The organism is Streptococcus sp. 959 (genome assembly GCF_013277075.1).
GTDB lineage: Bacteria > Bacillota > Bacilli > Lactobacillales > Streptococcaceae > Streptococcus > Streptococcus pseudopneumoniae_C.
In genome coordinates this window covers 19,259-45,844 of record NZ_VMMF01000012.1, presented here as the reverse complement: position 1 = coordinate 45,844, position 26,586 = coordinate 19,259, and the positions used below count along the sequence as shown (strand labels likewise).

At 39.5% G+C, this 26,586-nt stretch carries 34 protein-coding genes and 2 pseudogenes; all 36 read right to left on the bottom strand.

Annotated elements, in window-relative coordinates:
- Positions 1-38: 38 nt before the first annotated feature.
- On the bottom strand, positions 39-2,690 hold the full coding sequence (locus HT717_RS04170) for a valine--tRNA ligase (protein WP_049540668.1): 2,652 nt from the start codon (positions 2,688-2,690) through the stop codon (positions 39-41).
- Positions 2,683-3,261 (bottom strand): AAA family ATPase, encoded by a 579-nt coding sequence (locus HT717_RS04165; protein ID WP_049540670.1) that lies wholly within the window; start codon positions 3,259-3,261, stop codon positions 2,683-2,685. Before HT717_RS04165 ends, HT717_RS04170 begins: the two co-directional genes overlap by 8 nt.
- Positions 3,261-3,821 carry a GNAT family protein gene (locus tag HT717_RS04160; protein ID WP_049540671.1) on the bottom strand — a complete coding sequence of 187 codons (561 nt, stop codon included), beginning with the start codon at positions 3,819-3,821 and terminating at the stop codon, positions 3,261-3,263. Before HT717_RS04160 ends, HT717_RS04165 begins: the two co-directional genes overlap by 1 nt.
- Positions 3,808-4,386, bottom strand: coding sequence for a flavin reductase family protein (locus HT717_RS04155; RefSeq protein WP_049540672.1), 579 nt, complete (start codon positions 4,384-4,386; stop codon positions 3,808-3,810). Before HT717_RS04155 ends, HT717_RS04160 begins: the two co-directional genes overlap by 14 nt.
- 283 nt (positions 4,387-4,669) lie before the next feature.
- Positions 4,670-5,065 carry a helix-hairpin-helix domain-containing protein gene (locus HT717_RS04150; RefSeq protein ID WP_000038635.1) on the bottom strand — a complete coding sequence of 132 codons (396 nt, stop codon included), beginning with the start codon at positions 5,063-5,065 and terminating at the stop codon, positions 4,670-4,672.
- A 95-nt stretch (positions 5,066-5,160) separates the two neighbouring features.
- Positions 5,161-5,415, bottom strand: coding sequence for a DUF1912 family protein (locus tag HT717_RS04145; RefSeq protein ID WP_049540673.1), 255 nt, complete (start codon positions 5,413-5,415; stop codon positions 5,161-5,163).
- A gap of 9 nt (positions 5,416-5,424) precedes the next feature.
- Entirely contained in the window at positions 5,425-6,759 is a 1,335-nt protein-coding gene (locus HT717_RS04140) for a DUF438 domain-containing protein (RefSeq protein WP_173304462.1), read from the bottom strand.
- On the bottom strand, positions 6,759-6,992 hold the full coding sequence (locus HT717_RS04135; protein WP_000368734.1) for a DUF1858 domain-containing protein: 234 nt from the start codon (positions 6,990-6,992) through the stop codon (positions 6,759-6,761). The genes HT717_RS04140 and HT717_RS04135 overlap by 1 nt, the downstream gene beginning before the upstream one ends.
- Before the next feature lie 265 nt (positions 6,993-7,257).
- The gene (locus HT717_RS04130) at positions 7,258-7,440 is read right to left on the bottom strand and encodes a hypothetical protein (RefSeq protein WP_000522922.1); all 183 of its coding nucleotides are present in this window, start codon (positions 7,438-7,440) and stop codon (positions 7,258-7,260) included.
- A gap of 1 nt (position 7,441) precedes the next feature.
- On the bottom strand, positions 7,442-8,221 hold the full coding sequence (locus HT717_RS04125; RefSeq protein ID WP_049540678.1) for a hypothetical protein: 780 nt from the start codon (positions 8,219-8,221) through the stop codon (positions 7,442-7,444).
- A gap of 262 nt (positions 8,222-8,483) precedes the next feature.
- On the bottom strand, positions 8,484-9,593 hold the full coding sequence (locus HT717_RS04120; RefSeq protein ID WP_049540680.1) for an SPFH domain-containing protein: 1,110 nt from the start codon (positions 9,591-9,593) through the stop codon (positions 8,484-8,486).
- A gap of 12 nt (positions 9,594-9,605) precedes the next feature.
- A complete protein-coding gene (locus HT717_RS04115) occupies positions 9,606-10,163 on the bottom strand; it encodes a hypothetical protein (protein ID WP_053092699.1) in 558 nt (185 codons plus the stop codon).
- A 20-nt stretch (positions 10,164-10,183) separates the two neighbouring features.
- Positions 10,184-10,687, bottom strand: a complete 504-nt coding sequence (locus HT717_RS04110; RefSeq protein WP_001067003.1) for a hypothetical protein — start codon at positions 10,685-10,687, stop codon at positions 10,184-10,186.
- A 171-nt stretch (positions 10,688-10,858) separates the two neighbouring features.
- Complete coding sequence (rbfA, locus tag HT717_RS04105) at positions 10,859-11,209, bottom strand: 30S ribosome-binding factor RbfA (RefSeq protein ID WP_001273601.1); 351 nt, start codon at positions 11,207-11,209, stop codon at positions 10,859-10,861.
- Positions 11,210-11,459: 250 nt separating this feature from the next.
- Complete coding sequence (infB, locus tag HT717_RS04100; RefSeq protein WP_173304460.1) at positions 11,460-14,264, bottom strand: translation initiation factor IF-2; 2,805 nt, start codon at positions 14,262-14,264, stop codon at positions 11,460-11,462.
- A gap of 16 nt (positions 14,265-14,280) precedes the next feature.
- Positions 14,281-14,580 (bottom strand): YlxQ-related RNA-binding protein, encoded by a 300-nt coding sequence (locus tag HT717_RS04095; RefSeq protein ID WP_001041390.1) that lies wholly within the window; start codon positions 14,578-14,580, stop codon positions 14,281-14,283.
- Positions 14,573-14,866, bottom strand: a complete 294-nt coding sequence (locus HT717_RS04090; protein ID WP_000857560.1) for a YlxR family protein — start codon at positions 14,864-14,866, stop codon at positions 14,573-14,575. Before HT717_RS04090 ends, HT717_RS04095 begins: the two co-directional genes overlap by 8 nt.
- Positions 14,867-14,887: 21 nt before the next feature.
- Positions 14,888-16,024 (bottom strand): transcription termination factor NusA, encoded by a 1,137-nt coding sequence (gene nusA, locus HT717_RS04085; RefSeq protein ID WP_049538831.1) that lies wholly within the window; start codon positions 16,022-16,024, stop codon positions 14,888-14,890.
- 43 nt (positions 16,025-16,067) lie between these two features.
- On the bottom strand, positions 16,068-16,547 hold the full coding sequence (rimP, locus tag HT717_RS04080; RefSeq protein ID WP_173304458.1) for a ribosome maturation factor RimP: 480 nt from the start codon (positions 16,545-16,547) through the stop codon (positions 16,068-16,070).
- Positions 16,548-16,674: 127 nt separating this feature from the next.
- Positions 16,675-17,310: a tRNA (guanosine(46)-N7)-methyltransferase TrmB gene (gene trmB, locus HT717_RS04075; RefSeq protein ID WP_001266094.1), complete on the bottom strand. Its 636-nt coding sequence runs from the start codon at positions 17,308-17,310 to the stop codon at positions 16,675-16,677.
- Positions 17,307-18,101: a phosphotransferase family protein gene (locus tag HT717_RS04070; protein ID WP_000363005.1), complete on the bottom strand. Its 795-nt coding sequence runs from the start codon at positions 18,099-18,101 to the stop codon at positions 17,307-17,309. Before HT717_RS04070 ends, trmB begins: the two co-directional genes overlap by 4 nt.
- A 162-nt stretch (positions 18,102-18,263) precedes the next feature.
- Entirely contained in the window at positions 18,264-18,875 is a 612-nt protein-coding gene (locus tag HT717_RS04065) for a type II CAAX endopeptidase family protein (RefSeq protein WP_049538837.1), read from the bottom strand.
- Positions 18,876-18,905: 30 nt separating this feature from the next.
- Positions 18,906-19,154, bottom strand: a complete 249-nt coding sequence (gene blpZ, locus HT717_RS04060; RefSeq protein WP_049538840.1) for an immunity protein BlpZ — start codon at positions 19,152-19,154, stop codon at positions 18,906-18,908.
- A 41-nt stretch (positions 19,155-19,195) separates the two neighbouring features.
- On the bottom strand, positions 19,196-19,885 hold the full coding sequence (locus HT717_RS04055; protein ID WP_049538842.1) for a CPBP family intramembrane glutamic endopeptidase: 690 nt from the start codon (positions 19,883-19,885) through the stop codon (positions 19,196-19,198).
- 28 nt (positions 19,886-19,913) lie between these two features.
- Entirely contained in the window at positions 19,914-20,234 is a 321-nt protein-coding gene (locus HT717_RS04050; protein WP_000645118.1) for a hypothetical protein, read from the bottom strand.
- A gap of 14 nt (positions 20,235-20,248) precedes the next feature.
- A pseudogene (locus HT717_RS09910) lies at positions 20,249-20,356 on the bottom strand (ComC/BlpC family peptide pheromone/bacteriocin); the annotation flags it as partial.
- A gap of 151 nt (positions 20,357-20,507) precedes the next feature.
- The gene (locus HT717_RS04045; RefSeq protein ID WP_049538844.1) at positions 20,508-20,891 is read right to left on the bottom strand and encodes a hypothetical protein; all 384 of its coding nucleotides are present in this window, start codon (positions 20,889-20,891) and stop codon (positions 20,508-20,510) included.
- An 82-nt stretch (positions 20,892-20,973) separates the two neighbouring features.
- Positions 20,974-21,378 carry a hypothetical protein gene (locus tag HT717_RS04040; protein ID WP_049538846.1) on the bottom strand — a complete coding sequence of 135 codons (405 nt, stop codon included), beginning with the start codon at positions 21,376-21,378 and terminating at the stop codon, positions 20,974-20,976.
- Between the two features lie 372 nt (positions 21,379-21,750).
- Positions 21,751-22,107: a hypothetical protein gene (locus HT717_RS09905; RefSeq protein ID WP_049538848.1), complete on the bottom strand. Its 357-nt coding sequence runs from the start codon at positions 22,105-22,107 to the stop codon at positions 21,751-21,753.
- A gap of 327 nt (positions 22,108-22,434) precedes the next feature.
- Entirely contained in the window at positions 22,435-22,707 is a 273-nt protein-coding gene (locus HT717_RS04035; protein ID WP_049533701.1) for a hypothetical protein, read from the bottom strand.
- A gap of 408 nt (positions 22,708-23,115) precedes the next feature.
- Positions 23,116-24,153, bottom strand: a complete 1,038-nt coding sequence (locus HT717_RS04030; protein ID WP_049533700.1) for a thioredoxin domain-containing protein — start codon at positions 24,151-24,153, stop codon at positions 23,116-23,118.
- A gap of 161 nt (positions 24,154-24,314) precedes the next feature.
- Positions 24,315-24,700 (bottom strand): annotated as a pseudogene (locus HT717_RS10090) (immunity protein).
- An 80-nt stretch (positions 24,701-24,780) separates the two neighbouring features.
- On the bottom strand, positions 24,781-25,449 hold the full coding sequence (locus HT717_RS04020) for a type II CAAX endopeptidase family protein (protein WP_049533698.1): 669 nt from the start codon (positions 25,447-25,449) through the stop codon (positions 24,781-24,783).
- Positions 25,450-25,482: 33 nt separating this feature from the next.
- A complete protein-coding gene (locus HT717_RS04015; protein ID WP_153226613.1) occupies positions 25,483-25,650 on the bottom strand; it encodes a hypothetical protein in 168 nt (55 codons plus the stop codon).
- A 12-nt stretch (positions 25,651-25,662) separates the two neighbouring features.
- Positions 25,663-25,842: a bacteriocin class II family protein gene (locus HT717_RS10085; RefSeq protein ID WP_049533696.1), complete on the bottom strand. Its 180-nt coding sequence runs from the start codon at positions 25,840-25,842 to the stop codon at positions 25,663-25,665.
- A gap of 68 nt (positions 25,843-25,910) precedes the next feature.
- Positions 25,911-26,180, bottom strand: a complete 270-nt coding sequence (blpJ, locus tag HT717_RS04005; protein ID WP_049533694.1) for a bacteriocin-like peptide BlpJ — start codon at positions 26,178-26,180, stop codon at positions 25,911-25,913.
- Positions 26,181-26,586 lie beyond the last annotated feature (406 nt).

Here is a 26,586-nt window from a genome sequence, read left to right as displayed (position 1 = left end):
ATACCAAAAAAACACGGTTCATCACCGTGTTTCTATGTCTATTTCACCAACTTCTTCATCTCATCAATACGTGCGACGGTCGCGTCGTACTTAGCTTGATAGTCGGCTTGTTTGTCGCGTTCTTTTTGGACGACTTCTGGTTTGGCATTGGCTACGAAGCGTTCGTTAGAGAGTTTCTTACCTACCATATCCAGTTCTTTTTGCCATTTAGCCAGTTCCTTGTCGAGACGAGCCAGTTCTTCTTCGACATTGAGGAGGTCAGCCAGTGGCAAGTAGATTTCTGCTCCTGTGATGACGCTTGACATAGCGAGTTCAGGTGCAGGGATGGTTGATGCGATTTCCAAGTGTTCTGGATTTGTAAAGCGTTTGATGTAGTTGACATTGCTGTTAAAGAAGGCTTCCAAGTCGCTATCGCTTGTCTTAACAAGGATGGTGATAGGCTTGCTTGGAGCAACATTTACTTCTGCACGCGCATTACGAACTGCACGAATCAAGTCTTTAAGGCTTTCCACACCAGTGTGGGCAGCGAGGTCTTCAAAGGCTGGATTGACAGTTGGGTATTCTGCTGTAACGATAGAACCTTCTGAGATTTGTCCAAAGATTTCCTCTGTCACGAATGGCATGATTGGGTGAAGGAGACGAAGGATCTTGTCCAAAGTGTAAAGGAGAACAGAGCGTGTGATGACTTTCTCTTCTTCATTATCACTATAAAGGACTTCCTTGGTCAACTCAACATACCAGTCCGCAAACTCATCCCAGATAAAGTTGTAGAGGATGTGTCCAGCCACACCAAACTCAAACTTATCAAAGTTTTCAGTGACTTTTCCAATCGTTTCATTGAGATTGTGAAGAATCCAGCGGTCAGTGACATTTCCAGCTTCCTTGTTAACAATTTTTTCCACATTAGCCGTTGCTTGCTCAAGGGTCAAGCCTTCATTGTTCATGAGGATGTAGCGAGAGATGTTCCAGATCTTGTTAATGAAGTTCCATGAAGCATCCATTTTCTCGTAAGAGAAGCGGACGTCTTGCCCTGGTGCAGAACCATTTGAAAGGAACCAACGAAGGCTATCTGTTCCGTACTTATCAATAACATCCATTGGGTCAATTCCGTTACCGAGAGATTTCGACATCTTGCGTCCTTGCTCATCACGAATGAGACCATGAATCAAGGCATTTTTGAATGGCGACTTGCCAGTAAATTCCAAACCTTGGAAAATCATCCGAGACACCCAGAACGGAATAATATCATAACCAGTCACCAAAGTTGATGTTGGATAATAACGTTTAAAGTCTTCTGAGTCGACATCCGGCCAGCCCATAGTAGAGAATGGCCAAAGAGCCGAACTGAACCACGTATCCAAGACGTCTTCGTCCTGAGTCCAACCGTCACCTTCTGGAGCTTCTTCGCCGACATATATTTCACCCTCAGCATTGTACCAAGCAGGGATTTGGTGACCCCACCAGAGCTGACGAGAGATAACCCAGTCGTGAACATTTTCCATCCATTGAAGGAAGGTATCGTTGAAACGTGGAGGGTAAAATTCTACCTTGTCCTCTGTGTCTTGGTTGGCAATAGCATTCTTGGCCAATTGGTTCATCTTGACGAACCATTGAGTAGACAAACGTGGTTCAACCACTACACCTGTACGCTCTGAGTGACCAACACTGTGGACACGTTTTTCGATTTTGACGAGGGCACCGATTTCTTCCAACTTAGCAACGACTGCCTTACGAGCTTCAAAACGGTCCATACCTGCAAACTCAAAGGCCAAGTCGTTCATAGTACCGTCATCGTTCATGACGTTGACTTGTGGCAAGTTGTGGCGTTGACCCACCAAGAAGTCGTTTGGATCATGGGCAGGTGTGATTTTCACGACACCAGTACCAAACTCAGGATCAGCGTGTTCATCCCCAACGATTGGAATCAATTTATTAGCGATTGGAAGGATGACATTTTTACCAATCAAGTCCTTGTAGCGTGGGTCTTCTGGATTGACCGCAACCGCAACGTCCCCAAACATGGTCTCAGGACGAGTAGTCGCAATTTCAAGAGCGCGTGAACCGTCTTCTAGCATGTAGTTCATGTGGTAGAAGGCACCTTCGACATCCTTGTGGATAACCTCGATATCAGACAAGGCTGTGCGAGCTGCTGGATCCCAGTTGATGATAAACTCACCACGGTAGATCCAGCCTTTCTTGTAAAGGTCCACAAAGACCTTGCGAACAGCTTTTGACAAACCTTCATCAAGAGTGAAACGCTCACGAGAGTAGTCTACAGAGAGCCCCATCTTGCCCCACTGTTCCTTGATGGTAGTCGCATATTCGTCTTTCCATTCCCAGACTTTCTCTAGGAATTTTTCACGCCCTAGGTCGTAACGACTAATGCCTTCGCCACGCAAGCGCTCCTCAACCTTAGCCTGAGTGGCAATCCCAGCGTGGTCCATCCCTGGAAGCCAAAGCGTATCAAAACCTTGCATACGTTTCTGACGGATGATGATATCCTGTAAAGTCGTATCCCATGCGTGACCAAGGTGGAGTTTCCCAGTTACGTTTGGTGGTGGAATCACGATTGAATAAGGCTTAGCCTTTTGATCGCCTGAAGGCTTGAAAACATCGGCATCAAGCCATTTTTGGTAACGACCAGCCTCAACCTCGGCTGGATTGTATTTAGGTGAAAGTTCTTTAGACATGTGTGTGTCCTTTCTCTATTGTATTCATTTTAGCTTGAATCTGCTTAGCAACCTCTTCTGCAGACAGATTCGTATTATTTATTTTAAGGTAGTGGTGCAACTCATTCGGTTGATGTTGGGAATTTAATTGAAGGGTTTCAGCTGTCTCTAAAATTTCTCTTTCAGATACCTCAATATACCGTTTCAAGGGCTTGTGCTTCAACCGGTTCTCCGTTTGATTTCGACGTAAACGCTCCTCAAGACTTGTTTCCAACTCAACAAACAGAACCTCTTGATGAAAGTCATTCAACAAATCCTGAATTTGCTTCAAATACATCAGCTGGTACTGATTTGAAAAATCAATTACGTCAGTTAAAATTACTGATCGCTGATTTCTTGCACTTGCTCCAAGGAAAGAAAAGGTGATTCCACGAACAAATTCCCACATTTCCTCTGTAAAGTCCTGATAGATTTCTAGTGCAAAATCGATGGCTTGATGGTTATAAAAGAGGGTAGCATCTGTCAGTCGAGATAACTCTTGACCAATGGTCATTTTTCCTGAGGCTGGAGCACCAATGATGAAAAGATGCATCAAATCACCTCCCACTCACTCTTCAGCAATCCATATATCAGACTGTCACAGCGGTTGCCTTGAGCATCTTTGCGGTCTCTTATGCGAGCTTCGAGGGTAAAGCCAAGCTTTTCCGCGACTCGTTGACTTTGAAGGTTATATCCAAAGCAAGTTAGTTCAATCTTGTGAAGACCAAGTTCTTTAAAAGCTAGATCAATCAAGGCACGCGCTGCTTCTGGCACATAACCGCGTCCCCAATAGTCTGGGTGTAAGGTATAGCCAATCTCAAGCACATCATCTTCATGACGATGGTTGAAATCAACAGAGCCGATGATAGTATCGGTCCCTTTAACTACTATGCCGTAACCAGCTGGGAGATTGTCCTTTTCATTGCGCTCGGGAAGAATGTGCTCCAGATAATAAATCTCATCTTCCAAGGTCTTGACGGGTGGAAAACCTGCTGGGTAGGCGACCTCTGGGAGACTAGCGTAGGCATAAATATCTTCGGCATCCGCCACCGTACGGACGCGTAAGACAAGCCGTTCGGTTTCTAATCGTTCTGGCAGTTCAGTTCTTGTCATCCTTCTTCCTCGCTTTCTTTATGAAGCTCCCCATAGGGTCAACACGGTTATCTAAATAGCGATAAACGCGCTGGTGACCGTCCCCCATAAAGTAAGTCGGTGAAAAACGGTCATTTTTAAAATGCCCTCTCTCATCCAAGAGATCTGGATCAGCAAGTCGCTCGATAATCTTGGCAAAGATATGACAGATTCCATCTTCCTCGATAATTCTATCAACTTGACATTCTAACACGACTGGACAAACCCCTAAAATCGGTGCCTGAGTCCGTTCAGAAATCTCGTAGTCTAGCCCCAGGTGTTTCAATTTCTCTCGATGACTGATAAAACCAGCCTGCTCCATCTCGAGCATGAGATTTTCATCAGGAATATTCACAGTAAACTTCTGGTAATGCTTGATTTGCTCAGCCGCATTTTCCTCAGCTCCGACACCGATGACTAGCCAATCTCCCAAGCTATAAGAGGAACTGCAGGTCGTAATATTGTGTTCAAAATTCTGATCCTGATACCCCAAAATGAAGATAGGAAAGCCATAGTAGAGTTTACTTGTGTTAAAAGATTGCTTCATAACAACCTCCTTTTACTAAGACGCAAAAGAAAAGCCCTGCCATCTACATGACAGGGACGAATGTATTTATCCGCGGTACCACCCAATTTCGGGCAGTTGCCCGCAACTCTCGTCTTTAAAACAAAAAGACACTTTTATTTCAATTTTTCATCCATTAGCAACCAGTTTTGACACATTTGTGGACTTCTCAGCACCGCCACTTTCTGTAAAATGTGGGATTCAAAACACCTCTAATGGCTCTATTGTAGCAAGATTTTGACGGAAATGCAAGGCACAAGAAAGATTACTTGAACTTGATACCATTTTCTTTCAATTTCTTGATGGTGGCTGGGCCGATTCCTTTCAAAGCAAGGAGTTCTTTTTCAGTCCAGTTTTTGAAATCTGAAGCAGACTTGATTCCTTCATCATAGAAAGTTTTGGCACGGTCAAGTGGAAGTCCACCCAAGTTTGCTGCAAAATCTTCTACAGAATTGGCTACTTTTTGAGCTTGCTCTTTGGTAGCTTCTACTGCTTGTTCAACTTTTTTAGAAACAGCCTTACCAGCTTGGCTTGCTGACTGTTCTGCACGTTTCACGACTTTTTTTGTCTCTTCTACAACCTTAGTCACAGTACTTGAAAAAGCACCTGCACGACGGAGGCTATTTCGTAATTGTTTTTTACGATTGAGTTTCTTTGACATGATAAAATCCTTTCAATAAAAAACCCCTGCTCTGACAAGGATTTAATATAAATATTCTATCAAGATTTTAGTAAAAAATCAAGAATCTTTCTCGTTTAATAATTTCGCTCACCGAATAAGCCTTCTGGCAAATCATGAAATCCCTTGCCTGATTTGAAGTTTTCAAACTTACCAAGCAAGAACTGATAAGCATCCAAACGGCTTTCGTAGCGAATCATAGCATCTTTGGCACGCTCGTCTTGGTCTTCTTCGTAGACTTTTTGGCTTTCCTTATGTGCCATGTCGTTGATCATAATTTGGGTATTGACCCAAGCTTCAAATTCCTTCATAAATTCTTGTTCGTAACTCATTTTTTCTCCTTATTCTAATCCACGGAAATAGTCCGTGTCAATCTCACGGTAGGGTTGAATATCCTGAACGTACTCCAACACACCTTGGAATTCTCCGTCTTCATCATGGACTGCAGCGTAGGTGATGTGGACAAATTTACCTCGCGACTCAGACTTAAACCACATTTCATACTTGTCCTTAGTACCCTCACGAAGCCCCTTCATAATGGTCTTAACCTTGTCCAAATACTTAGGTGGATGGCAGAGTTCAACATTGCGCCCGACTTGAGACGGTGTTCGTTTGAAAATCATCTCATCAGCTGGCGTATTGTCATTGTAATACTGGAAAATATCATCTTTATTGACAAAGGTAATCTCCATAGGGAGGTGATTGAGGATGAGGTTGGCCTGCTCGATCGAGAGATAGCCATTACCAAAAGCCTGTTGACTATGGCGGTCCAGCACTGCTTCCTTTTCCTTAGGGGTAAAGGTAATGGTAAACTGTCCTTCTGGCGTATCGATAACCTGCTGAACTTGTCCCTCTTCCGTATCTAGCTGAATAGGCTCCTCTGCAATCTTTTCCTCAACAAAACTCTGTCTTTCTGGCACCCATTTCTCAGACGGACGGATGATGGCATAACCATAGGCATCGCTCTCCTCCGCAATCTGAAGCCAGTCATCCTGAGTAAAGGACTCAAGGAGAATCATGAGAAGGATGGATTCTTCCTTGAAAATCATACTTTCAAACTCTGTCGCAAAAGATTCAAAAGTATCTTTTACAGTGGAAATCGACACTTCAGGTAGTGACTTGGCTGTCGCTAAAGCTGTCTGAAAGAGTTCCCTAATCTGGTCATCCACTCCCCACATAACTTTTGGAGGTGAATCGTGTCCATAGCGCTCCATGATTGGAAAGAAGAGCTCTTCCTTACGTTGGTAATGAATATCAAATTGACCCACAAGTCCCATCTGACGGATCAAACCCTTACGCATCTCCGAAAGCATTTCCTCGTCTTCCATAGACTCATAGGTATCTAACAACCTCCGAATGCGAATCAAGGCCGCACGGAGGGCTAGATTTTCATCCTTAAAGACACGAACGGGGTGACCTGGATGCTCGGTATCCTCTACTTCGACACCTTTAATAGCATTTTTAAAAAGATTGGCATGGACATCACAGAGTTCCATGACATCTTCAAAGGTGACACCTGAGTCTGAGTTCATTAGCTCGTGCTCCATGAGAGAAATCTCGATAGCTGAAACACCTGTAAAGGTCGCATCAAAGCGCTCCTGAACCGACTCAGGAGCAGCGCCATTGTGCAATTCTAACAAAATATCCCGTAGGACATGAATCCGTTCATCTGCCATTAGTCTAATCCAATCACTTCGTAGCCATTCGCTTCCAGTGTGCGGACAATCTTGTCCATAGGAGTTCCTTCCAACTTAGAACCCTGTTTGAGCGATACTTTGCGACCGATAGTATTACGCATCAGGGGATTAGCAAGGGGTTTAAAACCAAGTTCGACTAAAATCTCCAAGACTTCTGGATGCTTATCCACCACTTCTGCAACAGGAATTGACACATCGATGATATTGTCCATGACGACCTCCATTGAATGTTCTAAAATGATTTTACTGCTTATATTATACCATATGGAAAGAGATTAAAAAACTAGCAGTGTAGCTCCTGCTAGTTCTCTGCGACTTGGATTAGCATCTAAATAAGCTTAAAGAGCCAATCCAATATTTTAAATAATAGCTTGTAAAACAATAATTGAACTGCAAAAGAGATGAGCATCCAAAAGAATTTCACAATTCCAATAATCGGTTTGATAAAAATAATGGCAAGAAGTCCCCAGAAAAATTTCATTCTCTCTCCTCTGGCTTGATGAGCCACCGAGCCGTATCCATTAGCTTGTCTGCAATAAAAAGTTTTCCCAGACCGACAACGGCGTGGTCATCTTTCTTTATCGTTTTCATGACTTTTACACCTTGCATGGTCAAAAAGTAATTCCCATAAGTTTTAGCTAGAATTTTTATGAGTCCCATATTACTCTCCTTCGATGATTTCAGCCTCTTTTCGGATTGTTTCAACATCTTCTTGATATTGAACTTCACTATAGTTGACTAGCTTGGACAATTCTTTCTGCAAGCTTTCCCCCATTGGTTTCATAGTTGCAAAGGTTAAACCACCTGAAATAATACCACCCAAGATAGGAATGAATTTTCCCATTCCTTTGGCCAACCCTCCCTTGGTCAGATTCACACCAAATATTTTTAAGACTTTTTTCAAAATAGGGTACCAAAGCGTCTTTGTTAACGCTTTATTAGGTACTGTTTTCATTACCTGTTTGGCAATTGTTATACCACCAGCACGTAGCAAAGCAGCGGTTCCATTCACCCCCAACATGACGCCTAGATAAAGCAAGAGGGTATTTTGAGCATCTTCACTCAACTCCTCGCGTGAAGCCCAAAGATCCTCATAACCATAAATATAACCTAATTCTTGAGCCAATTTCAGAGAGAAACCATAAAATTGAGCCACATCAGCTGGAATGGTAATTGCCATAGCAATCCCTCCTGGTAATCCTGCAACAACAGACGTTCCACTCGCCAATAAAACATTATCCCTAATACAGGCATTAGCCACTCGATCTAAGATTTCTTGAGATAAGAGAGACGTTGGACCTTGTTCTAATAAGGTAGGAATGTCCTGTGGATCCAATTCTTTGGAAAACTTATCTACTAAAAATTTCGAACGATCAACCTTAACGATAGGTAGTTTCACCACTTGTTGCAATACTTGCATAGCTAAGTCTTGTTCAGCCATATACAAACTCCTTTTACTTCTGTAAGTTATATTCTATGATAGCATACTCTTTTAAAGTATGTTTCAACTCCCCCTCAAAAATTTTCAAATAAATCCTTAGCAACTTATTTGTTAAAGATGTTTAATAGTCTTTGTAGAGACAGCTCGAATATTCAACTCCTACCCTTACAACATGATATTCTATCTGTGAACGATAGTCTATTATTGTTTCACCTAAAATGTTCCTTGAATACACACTAACTATGAGCTTCCGAGCTTCATCTTATAAATCCATAATTTCTTTTTTCTTTCGATCAAATTCTTCCTGGGATAATATCCCTGCATCTAAAAGAGATTTTAGTTTTGTAAGTGCTTCGATTTGCTCATCTAATGATAGACTTGGTTTCATGGCTTTTTCATCTAAACTTTGAGCCATATTCATTCCAAATATCATTCCAGCACTATCACCTAGACCATGTTGCTCCACTCCTGATGCAATTTTTTGTTGTGCTGCAATATTAGAAGATTTCTGCGATACATCATCATAAGCTTTTAAATTCATCTTATTTGATGAAAATTGTTTAACCAATTCCTTAGATTCTGGTGAGAACTCAATATTAGCAATGGCAACTTTTACAATCTCAAATCCAAAACGTTCTTTCCAAGTCCCTGCATACTGTCCATCATTCGATACTTGGGTTGCAAGAATTGAAGCTTGTGACGGTAATTGTGAAATACGATAAGTTGTTGACAAAGAATTAAGTGCAACAATAAAAGATTGGAGAAACTCTGTCACTATTTGTGATCTAGCTTGAGCGCTATCAAAGGTATAATAAGTCACATTGGCAGGAAGAAAGTTTCTGATAAATTGCTTAGCATCTGTAATTTGGATAGAAAATGTTCCAAAAGCACGTACTTCTAAATCTGTCCCATAAAACAAATCATTATACATGACTGGACCACGAGTCCCAAATTTAATATCACGAATTTCTCTCAAATTAACAAAGCAAATCTGTTTTTGCTGATCACTTTGGCCACCGAATCCAACACGATTAACAACATTGTCAAACAGTGATTTTTTCAATCCATCACCGTTAAAAACACTGCTCTCACCATTTTGATATTCATATCCACCTGGTTCTGTAATAATTTCCTCGATACCAGACTGACTAAAGATAAAGGCAGCAGTATTTTCTGGAATAAAAATCTTGGATCCGTTGGAAATAACACCTACAGATCCCTTCGTATTGACACCCCTACCATTATTACTTTCTTGAACAATACCGGGACTTACAGCTGTATGTTCATCAAAAGCTTGAACTGTGATAATTTCTTTCCACTGATCTGCAAATGTCCCACCAATAGAATCTGTGATTGCTTTTATCAACCCCATTTAATTGCCCCCTTATAAACTTTGCTCCATATCACAATAGGCACATCTCACTGTTTGCTTCACTTGACCTGACAAAGGTGCTCCACAAAAGCTACACTTGGTTGAAATCTTTTCTGGCTCTGCATCCTTAATACCAAGCCCTGCTTTAAAAGTGTCAAATGTATCCTTAAATGTTTCTGCCAAAACATCTGCTCCAAACAAGCTACTATCTCCCAAGGTTTCAAAATTACTTGTATCACCTGAAATCAATTTAATAATGTTTCTAGCCCACTTGTCAGTATCCTTAGTATTATTAAATGAAAAGATAGCTTGCCCGCCATTATAATAAATTTCCAGCCGTTTCACACCATTGGTTTTGGTTACTGAAACTTGAGGTCTCCCTTCAAAAATTTTAATCTGGTTAATGGGTATGGTAACTTGATCTTTTTTTCCTCCCCACAAACCTTTTTTGATATATATTAAGTGTAGATTCGTTAAAATTAATTCATCTGTAGACAAACCATTTTTCCCAAAACTCACATGGTCACTATTCATAACCATGTATTCATGTGGCAATAATTGATAATCCATATTGAACTCCACTCTTCCTATTAAAGACTAGCTTTCCACTGCTCCACTTGTTCATGTAGATTATCACGATAATCTTTTAGAGTCTTAATCACTTCTTCTTTCCCTTGAATCGGTGCTTTCTTTAGTGGACCATATTGTTTTTTCAAATCTTCCATTTCTTTTTTAGTGCTATCTTTCAGTTCTTGGATAGCAGCACTATCTTCTAAAACAGTCCCTTTAAAGGCTTCGTCTGCTTCTGTATAGTAATTATCGATTATTTTCTCATTCATAATTAAGTAATCTTCATAGGTTTTTATAGACTCAATTGTCGTATCGCTAACATCTTGTGGGTTAAAATCGCTTGAACTGAGTTTTTCTTTTGCTTTAGCAAACAACCCTTTCTTCTCAGAACTACTAGATGAAGCTTCTGTTTGATTCTCACTAGAAGAGCTGCTTGTTTTTTCAGAAAGAGAACTACAAGCAACTAGAGTAGAGACGGAAAGACATAGCAAAGCTAAACGACAAACTTTTTTTACATTATTCATTGATAGAATCTCCTTTTATTTATGAAATCATCATATCATATTTGCTAAAAAAAAAAAGCATTTTCTAATTAGCTAACCTTTAAAAATACAGAATTCTAGTTAAAAGAATATTTTTCCATTTCAAATTCCACCTATTTTCCCCACCAAAAAAGAGGGACTTCCCTCTTTATCTTAGTTCTTATCCAGATTGCGTAGCATTTCGTCAATCTTGTTTCCATACTCGATTGACTCGTCTTTGACGAAGGTCAAATCTGGGATTTTGTACAATTTCAAATTGCGACCAAGTTCACGTTTGATAGTACCAGTTGCTTTCTCAAGCCCGATTTGAGCTTTTTGATTATCTGAAGCAAGGTTACTCAAAATGGTGTAGTAAACCTTGGCAACAGACAAGTCACCTAGCATCTGAACATCTGTGATGGTCACACCTTGGACACGCGGATCACGGACTTTCTTTTGCAAAATCTCATTGACTTCACGCTTGATTTCCATGCCCACACGATCCGTACGAAAATGATTTGCCATGATATTCCTTTCTCTACTTTGAACCAAAAGCTAGGCCAGCAGACCTAGCTATTTTTAAACTTTTTGATTTTCAGTTCAAATTGAAACGAAGTTCAATTTGAACTCATCCGCTTCTTTCGCCGTGGTGAAAGTGATGGAACTGATTTATCAGTCCCATCACAGGGGATTTTTGAGACCCTAGGCTCAAAAATAAGCAATGAAACCATCGGTTTGCTTGCGTCCCTCACCACCTAAGAAAGGAGCAAAAATCTTATCTCTTAATTTCTTCCATGACGTAGGCCTCAATCACATCATCAGTCTTGATATCATTGTAGCCGTCAATCATCAATCCACCTTCACGACCGTTTGTAACTTCTTTGACATCGTCTTTGTAGTGTTTCAAGCTTGCGAGTTCGCCATCATAGATAACGACACCGTCACGGATAACACGAACTTTAGAGTCACGGGTAACCTTACCGTTGATAACCATGAATCCACCGATAGTTCCGACTTTAGATACCTTGAAGGTTTCACGGATAACTGCTTCACCGATAACTTTTTCTTCAAATTCTGGGTCAAGCATCCCTTTCATAGCTTCTTCCATCTCTTCGATAACCTTATAAATAATGCTGTGGAGACGGATTTCAACATCGTCAGCTTCTGCTTGTTGACGAGCTTGTGGTGTAGGGCGTACGTTGAAACCAACGATGAAGGCATTTGAAGCTTCGGCAAGAGTAACGTCAGATTCATTGATGGCACCGACTGCTGAGTGAACGATGGTAACTTTCACACCTTCCACATCGATTTTTTGAAGTGAGGCAGAAAGGGCTTCAACAGAACCTTGTACGTCGGCCTTGATGATAACGTTAACTGACTTAAGTTCACCAGCTTTAAGCGTATCAAAGAGGTTTTCAAGGCTGACACGTTGGGTAACTTGGCGCTGTTTCATAAGGGCACGTTTGGCACGCTCTTCACCTGCTGCACGCGCAGATTTTTCATCCTCGTAAACGGCAAAGTGGTCACCCGCCATTGGCGCTTCGTTCAAACCTGTGATAGAAACTGGTGTTGATGGTCCAGCAACTTTAACACGACGACCAAGATCATTGGTCATAGCACGGACACGACCGAAGGTATTTCCGACAACGATTGGGTCTTGGACATTTAAGGTACCTTGTTGAACAAGAAGGGTTGCAACCGCACCTTTTCCTTTATCCAAGCGAGCCTCGATAACCGTACCGATTGCACGAACTGTTGGGTCTGCCTTGAGTTCTTGGATTTCAGCTACAAGAAGGACTGTTTCCAACAATTCTTCAATGTTTTGATTGAATTTAGCTGAGATTTCAACAAATTCAGAATCTCCACCCCAAGCTGTTGACATAACCCCATGCTCTGCCAATTCACCGATAACGCGTTCTGGGTTAGCACCTGGTTTATCAATCTTGTTAATAGCTACAATGATTGGAACGTTGGCTGCTTTTGAGTGGTTGATGGCTTCGATTGTCTGAGGCATAACCCCGTCATCTGCCGCTACAACCAAGATAGTAATATCGGTAACAGAAGCACCACGCGCACGCATCGATGTAAAGGCCGCGTGTCCTGGTGTATCAAGGAAGGTGATCTTCTTGCCATTTTCAACGATTTGGTAGGCACCGATATGCTGAGTGATACCTCCTGCTTCACCTGTCGCAACACGAGAGTTACGAAGAGTATCCAAGAGGGTTGTTTTACCGTGGTCAACGTGTCCCATGATGGTTACAACTGGTGGACGTTCAACCAATTCATCTTCATTGAGATAACCATCTTCGACAAAGAAACGTTCGATGTCAGCATTATCCACTTCAACTTTTTGTTTGGCTTCGATACCATAATCCACCATGAGGAGTTCAATCGTTTCCCCATCCAAGGATTGGTTTTGTGTTGCCATAACACCCATCATGAAAAGTTTCTTAACGATTTCAGCTGGTTCACGTTTGATACGTTTTGCGATTTCCGCAACGGTCATACCATCTGTATACTCAAATTCTGTTGGCAATTCATGGAATTTACGCTCTGTAACAGGTTTTGGAGCCTGATTACGGTTGTTCTTGTTATTGCCTTTTTTGTTCTTCTTGTTATTATTCCAGTTACTATTCTTTTGATTTCTCACTTGATTTTGACTACTTCGATTCTTTTGTTGTTTTCTAGGACCATCTTCTTCGTGATCATAATCATCACGATTTTTGTCTGGTCGAGCTTGTTTTTTACGACGTGTATCCACTGCAGGTTCTTTTTTCTCAGGGACAACTTCAACCACTGCTTGAACTTGCTGTGCTTGTTGCGCTTGTTCAGCTAACTTCTTAGCAGCTTCTTCAAAGATTTCCTCTGGCTCCTTGCGTTTATTGGATTGAGCCAAGGCTTCTTTAGCAGCCTGATACTGCTTGAAGCGTTCCTCACTTGAACGGGCGTACTCTGCATTTTGCTCTGCTTTTAGGGCTGCTGCACGGGCTTTAAAGTCAATGCGTGGAGCCGCTTGATTTGGACGTTTGTCCTCTTGTTGACGGCGCTCATTTCCACGATTTTGCTGACCTTGCTGTTTCTTAGCTTGATCATTAAAGCGACGATTGTCACGGTTGCCTTGACCTTGTTTTCCACCATTACGGCCATCGTTTTTCTGACGGTTGCCGTTTTGTTGTTGGTCACGGTTATTGCCCTTGTTTTGCTTACGTCGTTCTGCCTGCTCTTTAGCACGGGCTTCACGCTCAGCCTTGAAATTACGGCTTTGTGGTTTCGCTGCTGCTTTTTCTGTTTTAGGAGCAACTGGCTCAGCCGCTTTTGCATCTTCCTTGGCTACAGCTTGTTTAGCTGCCTCAGATTTTTCGGCTTTCTTTTCTGCACCTGCTTTTGGTACTTCCGGTTTTGATTCTACTTTCGGAGCAGCTGCAGGCTTAAAGCTGGCAGCGATTTTTGCAGCGACAGCTTCTTCCACACTTGATGAGTGGCTTTTCACATCCAAGCCCAACTCTTTTGCACGCGCTACAACTTCTTTACTTTCTTTTCCAAGTTCTTTTGCGATTTCGTACAATCTTTTCTTAGACAAATCATGTCCTCCTCTTCTATTCCATAAGAGACCTCATTTTCTTTGTAAATCCAGCATCTGTCACAGCCAAAACCTTTCTCGATTTCCCGACTGCTATGCTTAATTCCAGTGTTGAAAACACGGTTACAATTTCTACTTGATAATAATGACTTTTATCTTGAATCTTCTTGGTCAGATTGGGTCCAGCATCATGGGCTAGAAAGACCAACTTGGCCTTGCCGTCTTGAATGGCCTTGACTACCAATTCTTCACCCGATATGATTCGGCCTGCTCGCTGAGCAAGTCCCAAGAGATTGCTTATCTTTTGCTTATTCAAGTCCTAACTCTCTTCTTTTCACTTTGTGATCCACATAGGCGATCAACTCGTCATAAAAGCTTTCTTCAACTTCCATATTAAAGCTGCGGTTAAAGACCTTCTTCTTTTTCGCCTCTAGGGCTTCTGCATTGTCTAGCTTGATGTAAGCGCCGCGGCCATTGGCCTTGCCTGTCGGATCGATAAAGACTTGTCCTTCCTTGTTCTTGACAATACGGAGCAAATCACGCTTATCAATCACTTCATTAGAGACAACCGACTTGCGCAAAGGGATTTTTCTTGTTTTCATCTTTCCCTCCTCTAGCAGCTTTTATTCTTCTACAGTATCGTTTTCTGCTTCCAAATCTACTGAAGCAGTTTCTTCCATAGCTTCAAATTCACTAGCAGACTTGATATCGATACGGTAACCAGTCAAGTGAGCTGCCAAGCGAACGTTTTGTCCACGACGACCGATTGCAAGAGAAAGCTTGTTATCAGGAACAACCACCAAGGCACGTTTGCTGTCGTTTTCGTCAAAGATAACTTGGTCAACCTCAGCAGGAGCGATGGCATTGTAGATAAATTCAGCTGGATCTGCTACCCACTCGATAACGTCGATATTTTCTTCGATTGGCACCATACGGTCGCTCTTGGCATCGTAGCGAGCTGGGTGGAATTTGCTAGTGATTTTCTTGATGTTAGCACCACCACGTCCAACGATTGTACCGATAGCATCCACGTTTGGATTGTGGCTACGAACGGCAACCTTAGTACGGTCACCAGCTTCACGAGCCACGCTCATGATTTCAACAGTTCCGTCATAAACTTCTGGAATCTCTTGCTCCATCAGGCGTTTGATCATTTCTGGATGGCTACGGCTAACAAAGACATTCACACCACGAGGGTTATCTTCAACTTTATAAACGTAAACCTCAATACGATCGTGAGAAGCAAACACTTCTCCAGGGATTTGGTCTTGTTTTGACAATTGGGCTTCGATGCTGCCAAGGTTGACATAGATGAAACGATTATCAAAGCGTTCAACAGTACCAGACATGATTTCTTGTTCATGCTCTTTGTAAGTGTTGTATGTGATGGCACGGGTTTGCTTGCGCATTTTTTCCATGATGGTTTGTTTGGCAGATTGAGCTGCTACACGACCAAACTCAGCAGGTGCTTCTTCAAACTTGATTTTGTCCCCAAGTTCATAGGCTGAATTAATGGCAAGAGCATCTTTCAAGCTGATTTCCAAACGGCTGTCAAATACTTCATCAACAACTTCACGGACAGTATAAACTGTAAAGTCACCTGTTTTTTCGTTGAAGTCAATAGCTACGCTGTCAGATTGACCATAGCGTCTGCGATAAGCGGAACGAAGCGACTCTACTACTGCGTCGATGATATCTTCTTTTTTGATTCCCTTGTCTTCTTCCAAAATGCGGAAGGCCTCTAGCATTTCTTTACTCATGTTTTCTTCACTTTTGAATCCTCAAAAGCTATCCTTTCTTTTTCTATAATTTAACTGCTAAACGTGCTTTTGATACTAAACTGTATGGAATTTGGACGGTTTTCTTACGCGTCTTGTCCATATATTCCATGGTCAACTCGTCCTCTTCAAAGGCCACCAAGGTTCCTTCAAAGACCTTTTGCTTATTGATAGCTTGGTAGAGCCCGACATGGATGTATTTCCCAACCGCTCCAGCGACGGCATCCTTGGTTTTCAAAGGACGTTCCAAACCTGGACTGGTAATTTCTAGGAAATATTGTTCTGGGAAGGGATCTGGCTTGATGGTGTCTAGTACAGGACTGATAATTTCTGTCAAGTCCGCCGTGTCGTTCAAGGTAATTCCTTCAGGTTTATCTACAAAAATACTGAGAATCATGTCACTGCCAATCTTTCCATACTCGATATCCACGAGTTCGAAAGGAGCTTCTATGACAGGTTCTACAACTTCTCTGACTAATTCTACGATTGTTGCGATTGCGTCCACCTCCTCATAAGCAAGAGGCGAAGATATTTCCCCGCCTCACTTTCTCATATTCTTACTATATAGTATAGCACGTTTGCCAACTTATGTAAAGCAAAAGCACTTATACAGCCTGATTTTAGGCTATTTCTTAAAATTCTGCCTCAACTCGGTAGATAACTTGCCCCTTGTTGGAGAATTTTTGTTCATATTCTGTCATGACATTGCCTTCAAAATCACTGGCATGCAAATCTAGCCAGACACCATTGAGTTTCATGCCATACTGAGAAAAGCTCACTAGGCTGTACTCAAATAAGCCACGGTTATCTGTCTTGAAATGAATTTCTCCGTTTTCAGGCAAGATACGCTTGAAGGTATCCAAGAAGGTCTTATAGGTCAAACGACGCTTTTCATGACGCTTTTTAGGCCATGGATCTGAAAAGTTCAGATACAAACGATCTATCTCACCATCTTCAAAGTAGTCAGTCAAGTCAGAACCATCCACCCACAAGAGCTTGATATTCGGTACTCCAACTTCAAGAACCTTGTCCAAAGCGTAGCTCAAAACAGACTTTTGAATATCAATCCCGATATAGTTGATATCAGGGTTTTGCTTGGCCATACCTGAAACAAAGGCACCCTTTCCACTTCCAACTTCCACATGAATGGGATTGTCATTGCCAAACAAGTCCCGCCATTTTCCCTTGGCTTCCAAGGGATTGAGGACCACATACTGGGGATTTGCCTCTAGTAATTCTGTCGCCCCTTTACGATTTCTAACTCTCATCTTCTCTTTCCATACTTGTCTCGGAAGTGACGCAAGCCATGGATCTCCCGATTGACATTTTCTAAATCTTGGTTCATATAATACTTGGAAATCTGGCTCAAATAAGACAATTGACCGTACCAATACAATTTATTTAATACCGTCTGATTGTACTTGTAACCGTAGTAGGTCAACCATTCCTTCCACTGATGTTCTGGAATATAATGGCAGAGCATATGGGCCACATCAAACATGCGGTCGGTCAAGCGAACCGAATCCCAATCCACCAAATAAATCAAGCCACTATCTGTCTCAATCCAATTACTATGTCGTACATCTCCATGGACAATGGTCGCATAGTCCTCTCTAAATCCTGGAATAGTCTGACGTAAATCAGCCATCACTTCACTGATAAAATGATTTTTACGCAAAGCATCTGGAGCCGTTTCCTGCCAAGACTGCAGTAAATCTACAGGTGTTTCCATGGCATAGCCCAAACGACTCAACTGCGTCATCAAAGGACGTGAGCGATGTAGGCGGGTTAAAATATTGACGATTTGTTTACGATTCATATCATAGGGGGTCAATATCTTGCCTGTCAACCATTCTTGAGCACACATATCACGCCCATCTGCCAAACGGCGGCTCCATAATAATTGTGGAGCAATTTGTTCTCTAGCTAGACCAGGTAGGATTGGAGAGGTGTTCATTTTTACAAAGATGCGCTTCCCGTCAGGATAGCTACCCATATAAGCCTTACCACTTTTCCCAGGTATGGGAGTCAGTGTTAGCTCATTATCACCCAAATCCATTTCTTTCCTCCGTATAAAGTTTCCTTACTATTCTACTAGTTTTTGCCCTATTCGTCAACCGGTCCACACCCGATTCTCAAAGAAAAGCCTATGGGGTGGTTTGGGTTATAATTTATAGAAAGAAAAAGGTAAGCACCGTCTTCTGCTTACCTTTCATGATTTTTATAAATAATATAAGAGTGGCCAAGCATTGTAAAACATGTGAACTAGAGTAGAAACCCATAGGTTTTGGCTCTTTTTATAAGCAAAGCCCAGTAACAAGCCCCCAAGTAGATAAAAAATAAACGAAGGGACATTAGAAGGTCCATGCATGAAAGAAAAGAGAGAGGAAGTTAGTACAAGCCCTAACCAAGAGTTGTCAAAAACCGCACCTTGAAGGAGTCCTCTAAAAATGAGTTCCTCCTGGATGGGTCCAAAAACTGAGGAAGTCAAAATCAAAGACAGAGAGATTCCTCTGCTGACTTCCGCCAAGTGTTGAACTCCTGCGCCAGAAGAAACAGCGAAGAAATGAATATAAACTAGCGTCTCAAGCAGACTTAGAAGAAAGATTTCAATGAAAAGCAAAAGGTCTTTCTTGCTTAACATCCCAAAAGAAATCATTTCAAACTGTCTAGCATAAGCAACACTCAGCGATGTTACAAGAAGACTTACAATAATCAATTCAGATTCATTTTGAAAAAAATCCCCGTGGTTAATCGTATAAGGAACTGTAATGACGATTAGTAGTACTAAAAATCCAAAACAAAAGGCATGAAATTTATCAAAAAACTTCATAAAATTATCCTCCTCAACAAACAAACTTCCCTACAAGTCATCCTTTAACTCTAGTCTTTCCAAAACAAACCATTTGAGTAACCAAAATCCGACCACATAACCAGCCCCTAAGAAGATAGCCATTAAAGCTAGCATGGAATTTAGGGAATTAAAGACCACCGCAGATACAAAGGTTAGCACAAAAACATTAAAGGCAATGGTGTCAGAAGCCAAAACTAGAATATAGGGCGTCAACCAGTCTAAGGTTTTGGAATCTAGGAAAAATAAGCGTTTATACATGATAACCTCCTCTATGGCTGAAAAGCAAGCCTTTTGTTTTTTTACCCCAAGACCCTATGTAAAAAGGTGAGCAAAAATGGTAAGTTTGCGATGATATTATTAACAATATGAATCGAATAAGAAGGATAGATACTCTTCGTATAACGTGTCAGCCAGGCATATAGACAACCCACTGCCGTATAGACAAAAATATCTGCGAGACTTGGCAAGCTAGAAAAGTGGGGCAAGGCAAATAAGAATGACGGAAAGAGAAGATCCAGCCCCCATCTCGAATGCTTAAAGAAGGCATGTTGAAGCAGTCCCCTACATACCAATTCTTCCATCAGAGGCCCTAGTACGATTAAGGTTAGGTAAACACCAAACTCCGCAAAATTTGTCTCACTATAGGCAATAAACAAATTCCACCCTTCGTTCGTCCCCTGAACGTGTTTAGCTGTCAGATAGTTAAAGCATATCAGCACGACAGCTGCTAATACCGTCAGGACGGAATAGCTCAACCACTTTTTTCTAGGGATACGAAAGAGATAAGCATGGCCCGACCTGACCAAAATCCAAATCATAAAGCAGATAAAGAGAAGGCTGATGATGTTTCGAATCCAGATAAGATTTCCTACCCAAGACGAGAACTCCCAATAATTGCTCCAAAATTGGGTTGCCCAAAACAATCCGAAAAACAAAAACAAATAAGAAAGAATTGCACTCGCTTTGAAAAGAATAGGATGTTTTTTCATAGCTTTCTCCATTGCAATTAAATGATATCTAATCATTTTCTAAAATTTGATAACTTTTGTGAAATGTTTTAGCAGAAACAACTCTATGATTGGTGATATCTATATAATCACCTGGATAACCGAGAACATACATCCCATAACCAGCGAATCCTCCTCCAACTGTTCCAACTAGACCAAACTTGATATTCGTTGCGAGAGAAGTGTTGAGACCTGCCATTAGAATGCGCACATGATTATCCAACCAAACCATATAATTTTTTTGAAAAGCTTCCTCTACCCAACTTGGTTTAGGAGTTGCTTGACCAATTTCCCAAACATCAACAATTTGATTCCCATATTTTGCCTTCATATCTTCAATCCTTTTTAAATACCATTACATGAGTTTGGAGTTCCCACTATACCATAAGGACTACATGGTTTTGAAAGATGTATAATAGGCCACTTACCATTTAATTGATCCAAAATTGGGTTGTCCAAAACGGTCCGAAAAACAGAAACAAATAAGAAAGAATGGCACTCGCTTTGAAAAAAATAGGATGTTTTTTCATAGAACTCCTCCCTACTATCTACAAGACAGAGGCTAGCCTAATACCTCCCCTTGCCAGGCTCTACCGATGCAAGATTAAAAGGACAGTTTGCTCTTTTTAAGACTAATCCGACTACTAGATAATAGATATATTAAAGCATTAAAGACAATGAAAATATGTCCATAGAATAAAATCAGCTTCGCATCCAAACCAAGATAAAGTTTGATCATCACAAAGATAAGCAAAAGAATTTGAAACCATATCGTTTTTCCAAAAATAAATTTAAAACGGTTTTGAATGTCTGCCTCCTTGATTTTTACCGTCAACCCTTTATTGGTAAGAAGAAAAACTCCTGCTTCAAACAAGCCACTGTAGAGAACAAGCCACCCAATCGATACATTAGAGATTTGTAAAAATGTCCCTAAAAGAATATTCAAAATACTACTCAAGAAAATAACAAGAAATAATCTGTATTTCATATTAAATACCTCCATTCATTTATTTCACTAACAATTTAATAGAGCCTGCTACTCAAATATCCAGCCAGAAAAGGATAGAAAGCTACTTTTTATAATACTTCAATCCCCAAATGAGCAGAAGCATGATAAGCAAGCAGAGAATAGCCCCAATATAGGCAATTAATTGTTGATAGAATTCTCCTGCTGTGATACCTCTATACAAACAAATAATAGACATAAAACCTGTCAAGCCGATATACATAAGTTGATTGGTTCTAGGACTAACCAAATCATCATCTTCAAACTTTCTTATCCTCATTTCTCTAGTGAGGTAAACAGTGACCAAAATAGAAGCCAAGTTAATAACCACTAAAAGAAATTGGAAAACCAAGGAAAAATTTAAAAACTGACGAGATAGAAATAGATAAGTAGAGACAAGTAAGGGCAACTGACCTAAGAACAATCTCGCAAGGAAGATGTTCCGTTTTTTAGCAAGAAAAGTTTTCATTTCTTTGCTCCTTTCTTTTTAGTTAAAGCAAGATAGATTATAACCGCAATCATATAGGCTATTGTATAAAATAGATGATACCAAATACTCTCCCTAAGCGGATAAAGAAGGATAGACATAATCAGATACAGAACGAAAATGATCAGTATTTTTTTCTTCATAAGATTTTCTCCTAAATGTATGCTTTATCTTAGTGAGCTACAACCTTTACACTGCTAGTATAGCACTCATTTTGACCTTGGATCACTCAAATCATAAATGGTCATCAAAACATCTTGAATTGTTAAAAAATTTAAAAAGCAAGCATGGAAAACATACTTGCCCTAGGGGAACTTGACAACGTAAAGATCCAAAATAGAAAACTACTCACCCTCACTTCCGTATGTTCTCATATATTCTCATAATCGCAACAAGGATAGCAGCTGTCCCACTTGCCAAAGCGATAAGGGTAATGATAATGTTGAGGATTTCAGGCGTACTCCCTATTCTGTTGATAAGACGGAGTAGGGATATAACTGTCAACTGAATCAGGAGTATTGATTCTACTCTTATCAATGAAGTTAGTTGGTTTTCAACTGCATATAAAAAAGCTGGTAGCAAAACACAAGCTATAGCAATCACAAACAGATTGCTCCCTGTTTCTTCTCCCTTGTTCACCACGGAAATCATGAGAAGATTTGATGCTATGATCAACGTAGAACAGATGATAAAAAAGGATTTCTTATTCATATAGGATACCTCAAATAATATAACATCCAACTTATTAAAAGTCAGGCTGGATAAAGAGAAAATTTATCTGTTAGCTTCTGCAAATTGAAACATTGTTTTTGTATTCACGAGGAATACTTTTTTTATTTTCGTCCTGTTAGAATATCGTATGCTTGTACTCCATCAAGCAACCCCATTCCATTAGATAGTACGTTGTCTAACTCCTCCATCTTTTCATCTGAAAATGTTATTTTTCAGCGTTGATTACTTTTTCATAGGTTGCTATCGTCCTTGACAGCACCATCTTCCATATTCTTCTCCAAGTGACTTCTTTTTCCTTGCCATTTCTTACCCCTTTATTTTACATTTTTTTAGTTCTGATTGTTGTTTTTCTTTCTCTTCGTCTTCTTTTATTTTGTTATGTCGTTCTTTCATAGTTTCTAAAATAAAGAATGTGAAGGATATAGTAAATGGAGCGCCTACATATTCTATAACATACTTCCAATTCCCGAAGCATTGACTAAAATAAGAAAAGAAAGATACAATTATCAAATAGGTAACTAAAACTGCTGTCATTCCACGTAATTCTTTCTTAAATATTGCACGTACTGTACGACTCATTTTCTTTCTCCTTTTACTGTTTTCTACTTCCGCTAATACTAACTACTTACCATACTTTTTTACCTATACATCAACTACTATTTAATTCTCTAAAAGTGGTTAGTTTTCTCCTCTATAAGAGTTGATATTCCACTTTCGACTACAACCTTAACAATGTTAGTATACTACTATTCTTTGAAATTTTCCATCCAAATCATAAATAGTCATCAAAACATCTTGAGGCGTTAAAATAATCGAAAAAGAAAGCATTTCGGAAATACTTGACCTTTTATCATTCAGTTCATATACAGTTATAATCTTTTATATATAAAATAAATACACCTATCTTCTCACTCTTGTCTATAGGCAAATGTTAGCTATATGTTATTACAAACAAATAATATCATTGCACCTGTTTACCATCTATTTTTATTTATGAATTTTTTGTTTCACTTTAATCATTATAGAAGCCATAAAAAACGCGACAGCTAGCCGAATCAGTTGGTAACTTTCTTCCTCTCCTGTTTTCGGTAATAATTTTTCATTCGAAGTAATAGATTCGCTTACATAATCAGTCCCCTTAACATCAGTTGAAGGAGTTTTATTTTCTTGAGCAGCATCAAAAATAGGTTTGGGAGTTTCCAATTGATTCTTATTGTCTAACATTGCTAAATTGTCAGATTGAGTAGTTTTAGCTTTAGTAGTTGAGTTTGTACTCTCCTCTTTCCCACTATTTTCACTATTAGAATTGGAATTAGCATTGGATATTTTCATTTCGGTTCTTTTTTCATCACTCATACCTTTGCTGTCGCTTACAACTTTATCACTAATACTCATGCTGTCATTTCTGGTTTTCTCATCACGGACACTTTCAGTTACTGTTTCCTCAGAAGATTTCACTGTCTCCGTTTGCTTAGGTGAGTTTCTCGAGTACATATAATCATACACCTGTTGTGCAGTTGCTCCGCCACCAACCCATCCAGATATCGGATGTCCATTTTTTAAATACAAAATTGTTGGTGTTCCTGGAATACCGACTTTTTTAAATAGAAACTCTCTCGCTTCCCCATCAAAATCCTTACCATCCAAATCATAATATTCTAACTTCTTTTCAATCAAGTTATTAAATTCTTTCAATTCAGGAGAAAATTGACGACAATGAGAGCAAGTTTTTCTACCAAAATAAATAGTATGTTCCAATTGATCCTCTGTAAAAGATTGACGAACGGCTTCAATATCTATCTTTTTAAAGTCCGTAACATTCTTCTCATACTCTTCTGGGGTTACAACAGAAGGCTTATGCTCCACCTTTTCCTTAGCCGATGGCAAATCTGGTGCCACAAGAGAACTATCATTCGCCCGAATAGATGAAGTAGTAGGCTGCTCTTCTGCATATACAACACCCGTAGTAATAGATGCAAATACAAGTGGTACAAGTAATAGCGATTTTATCTTTTGATTCTTCATAAGAATACTCCTTTACATTTGTTATCTTTATCTTACCTTATTTAAGATTACAAATTCATATAAATCTTAAATGGTCATCGAAACATCTTGAATTGCAAAAAAAATCATTATAAAAGGGTAAGTATTTCGAAAACACTTATCCCTTTATACTTCATTAAGCTCTACTTTTTATAATACTTCAAGCCCCACATAAGCAGAAGCATGATAAGCAAGCAGAGAATATCACCAATATAAGCGATTAATTGTTGGTATAATTTTCCTGCTGTGATACTTCTATACAAACAAATAATAGACATCAATCCTGTCAAGCCGATGAATATAAGTTGATTGGTTCTAGGACTAACCAAATCATCATCTTCAAACTCTCTTATCCTAACAGTAACTAAGATAAAAACCAAGTTGATAATCACTCAAAGAAATTGGAAAACTAAGGAAAAATTTAAAAACTGACGAAATAGAAACAAATAAGTAGAGACAAGCAAGGGCAACTACCCTAGTAGCACTCTCGCAAGGAAGATGTTCCGTATTTATCAAGAAAAGTTTTCATTTCTTTGTTCCTTTTCTATCTAACAGTTCAAAGCACTGTATATAACCTCTGTTACGTAGCTATGTGACGTTATTTAAAGATTAAATAGATAAGAAAAAGAGACACGTAATAGTAGCATTCATTAAGCCATGTACAACTACACAGGAATATAGATTTCTTTGCTTTATATAAAGACAACCCAATACAAGTCCTGTCACAAGATGCTGAGAAATAATCTCTCCATCATGAGCAAATCCAAAAAGAACAGCTGAAAGAAAGACAGCAAAAATAGGAGAATATTTTTCTAAAGTTCCTAAAATGATTCCTCTAAAGAGCATCTCCTCCAAAAGAGGTTGAGTAAAAGCAGTTGACAACCAAAATAGAACTGTATAAAAGAAACCACTAGTTTCCAAATGTTGAAAAAAGCTCAAAGAACTTGTATTATCATGGGCTTTTCCAAGGACGGTAGTAAAAAATATAAAACTAACTACTAAAATTAGATTAGCCAGATAAGCAAAAATAATCCATCTCAATTCTACCCACTTGATTGGTAAGCGATCTAAAGTAGTCTCATCCCCCCATCTCTTAACAAGATATACAATAATTGTTAAACATATAAAGAAAGATAAAAAGTAGACACCTACACCGAATACTTCTCCTATCACTCCGTCATAAAATCGTCTCACAACAGTTAATGGTACAACTTGAATAGCAAAAGTAAGTAAAAAGCAAGTAAGCACTTTTATAAAGATAAAACTTATGTTCTTCATAGTTTATCCTTTCTTTAATGTCTAGATGATTTTTTAGCATTGTCCCCTGTTTGTAGATTTGCTAATTCCATCTATGAAACCACAAATTGATCCAAGAAGTTGGTCGTAATTAGGAATTAAGGAAGTCCACCAAGGCATTCCACCTCCTTGAACTTGTATTAGTTTTTCTGCACTTAAAGTTTCAAAATATTTATTTTTCATGATATTATCTCCTTAGATACACAGTGGGCACATCGCATGCAATCTTCTTTGATTTTCAACATACAAATCAAATCCATCTCTTACTAAACTACCTACTCTATACCAGAATCCGTATGAATTATCTCCACCTTCAACGCAAGCAAGCATTTCAGTATCCATAACAGAAAATTGTGATATCATTTTTGTATCCATGACAAATACTCCTTTTTAAAAAAACTAAAATAAATCAGAATAGAATCCTCATAATTTTACTATAAGTCTTACCAACTTAGTCCCAATTTATCACCAACCATACCTCCTAAGCATGTTAATCCACCCCCAATTGCACCAATGTGTGCTCCAACAAATGCACCAGCAAGTCCAGCTACTCCTAAAGTGGCCAAACCTGCTCCAGTTCCACCAGTTATAGCTCCCGTAATGACTCCTCCAATCAGTGCATTTTGACAATCAGTGGAGCTATACCCCCCTTCAACTTTCGCAAGCATTTCAGTATCCATAACCTCTAACTGTGACAACATTTTTGTATTCATGATGAATACCTCCTTTTTATTTTCAATTTGTTACAAAGTCTTAAATTCAATAAACAAATAGATTTTTTATAGTATCTTTTTGATTTTCTTAAAAAAGTATATACGTCTACTATCTTCTTAAAGGTAGCAGTACCTATTTTTTAGTCTAAGATTTCAATAATCTTGAGTATCTAAAATATCTTAATTTCGTTATTCTCCTTGCAATAAAAAGTTTTACTATACTATTTATTAACTTGCAGAAAGCAAAAAATATTAGTAAATAATAGTTTATAGTTAAGTTTTTTATTCCTACCAATCCATCAACTAAGTAAAGCATCAACGATTACATAAACTATTGATAATATAATTAAAATTTTGCTAACTATCTTATTCTCATCATTCTTAGATAACTTTGATATTTTGTAAG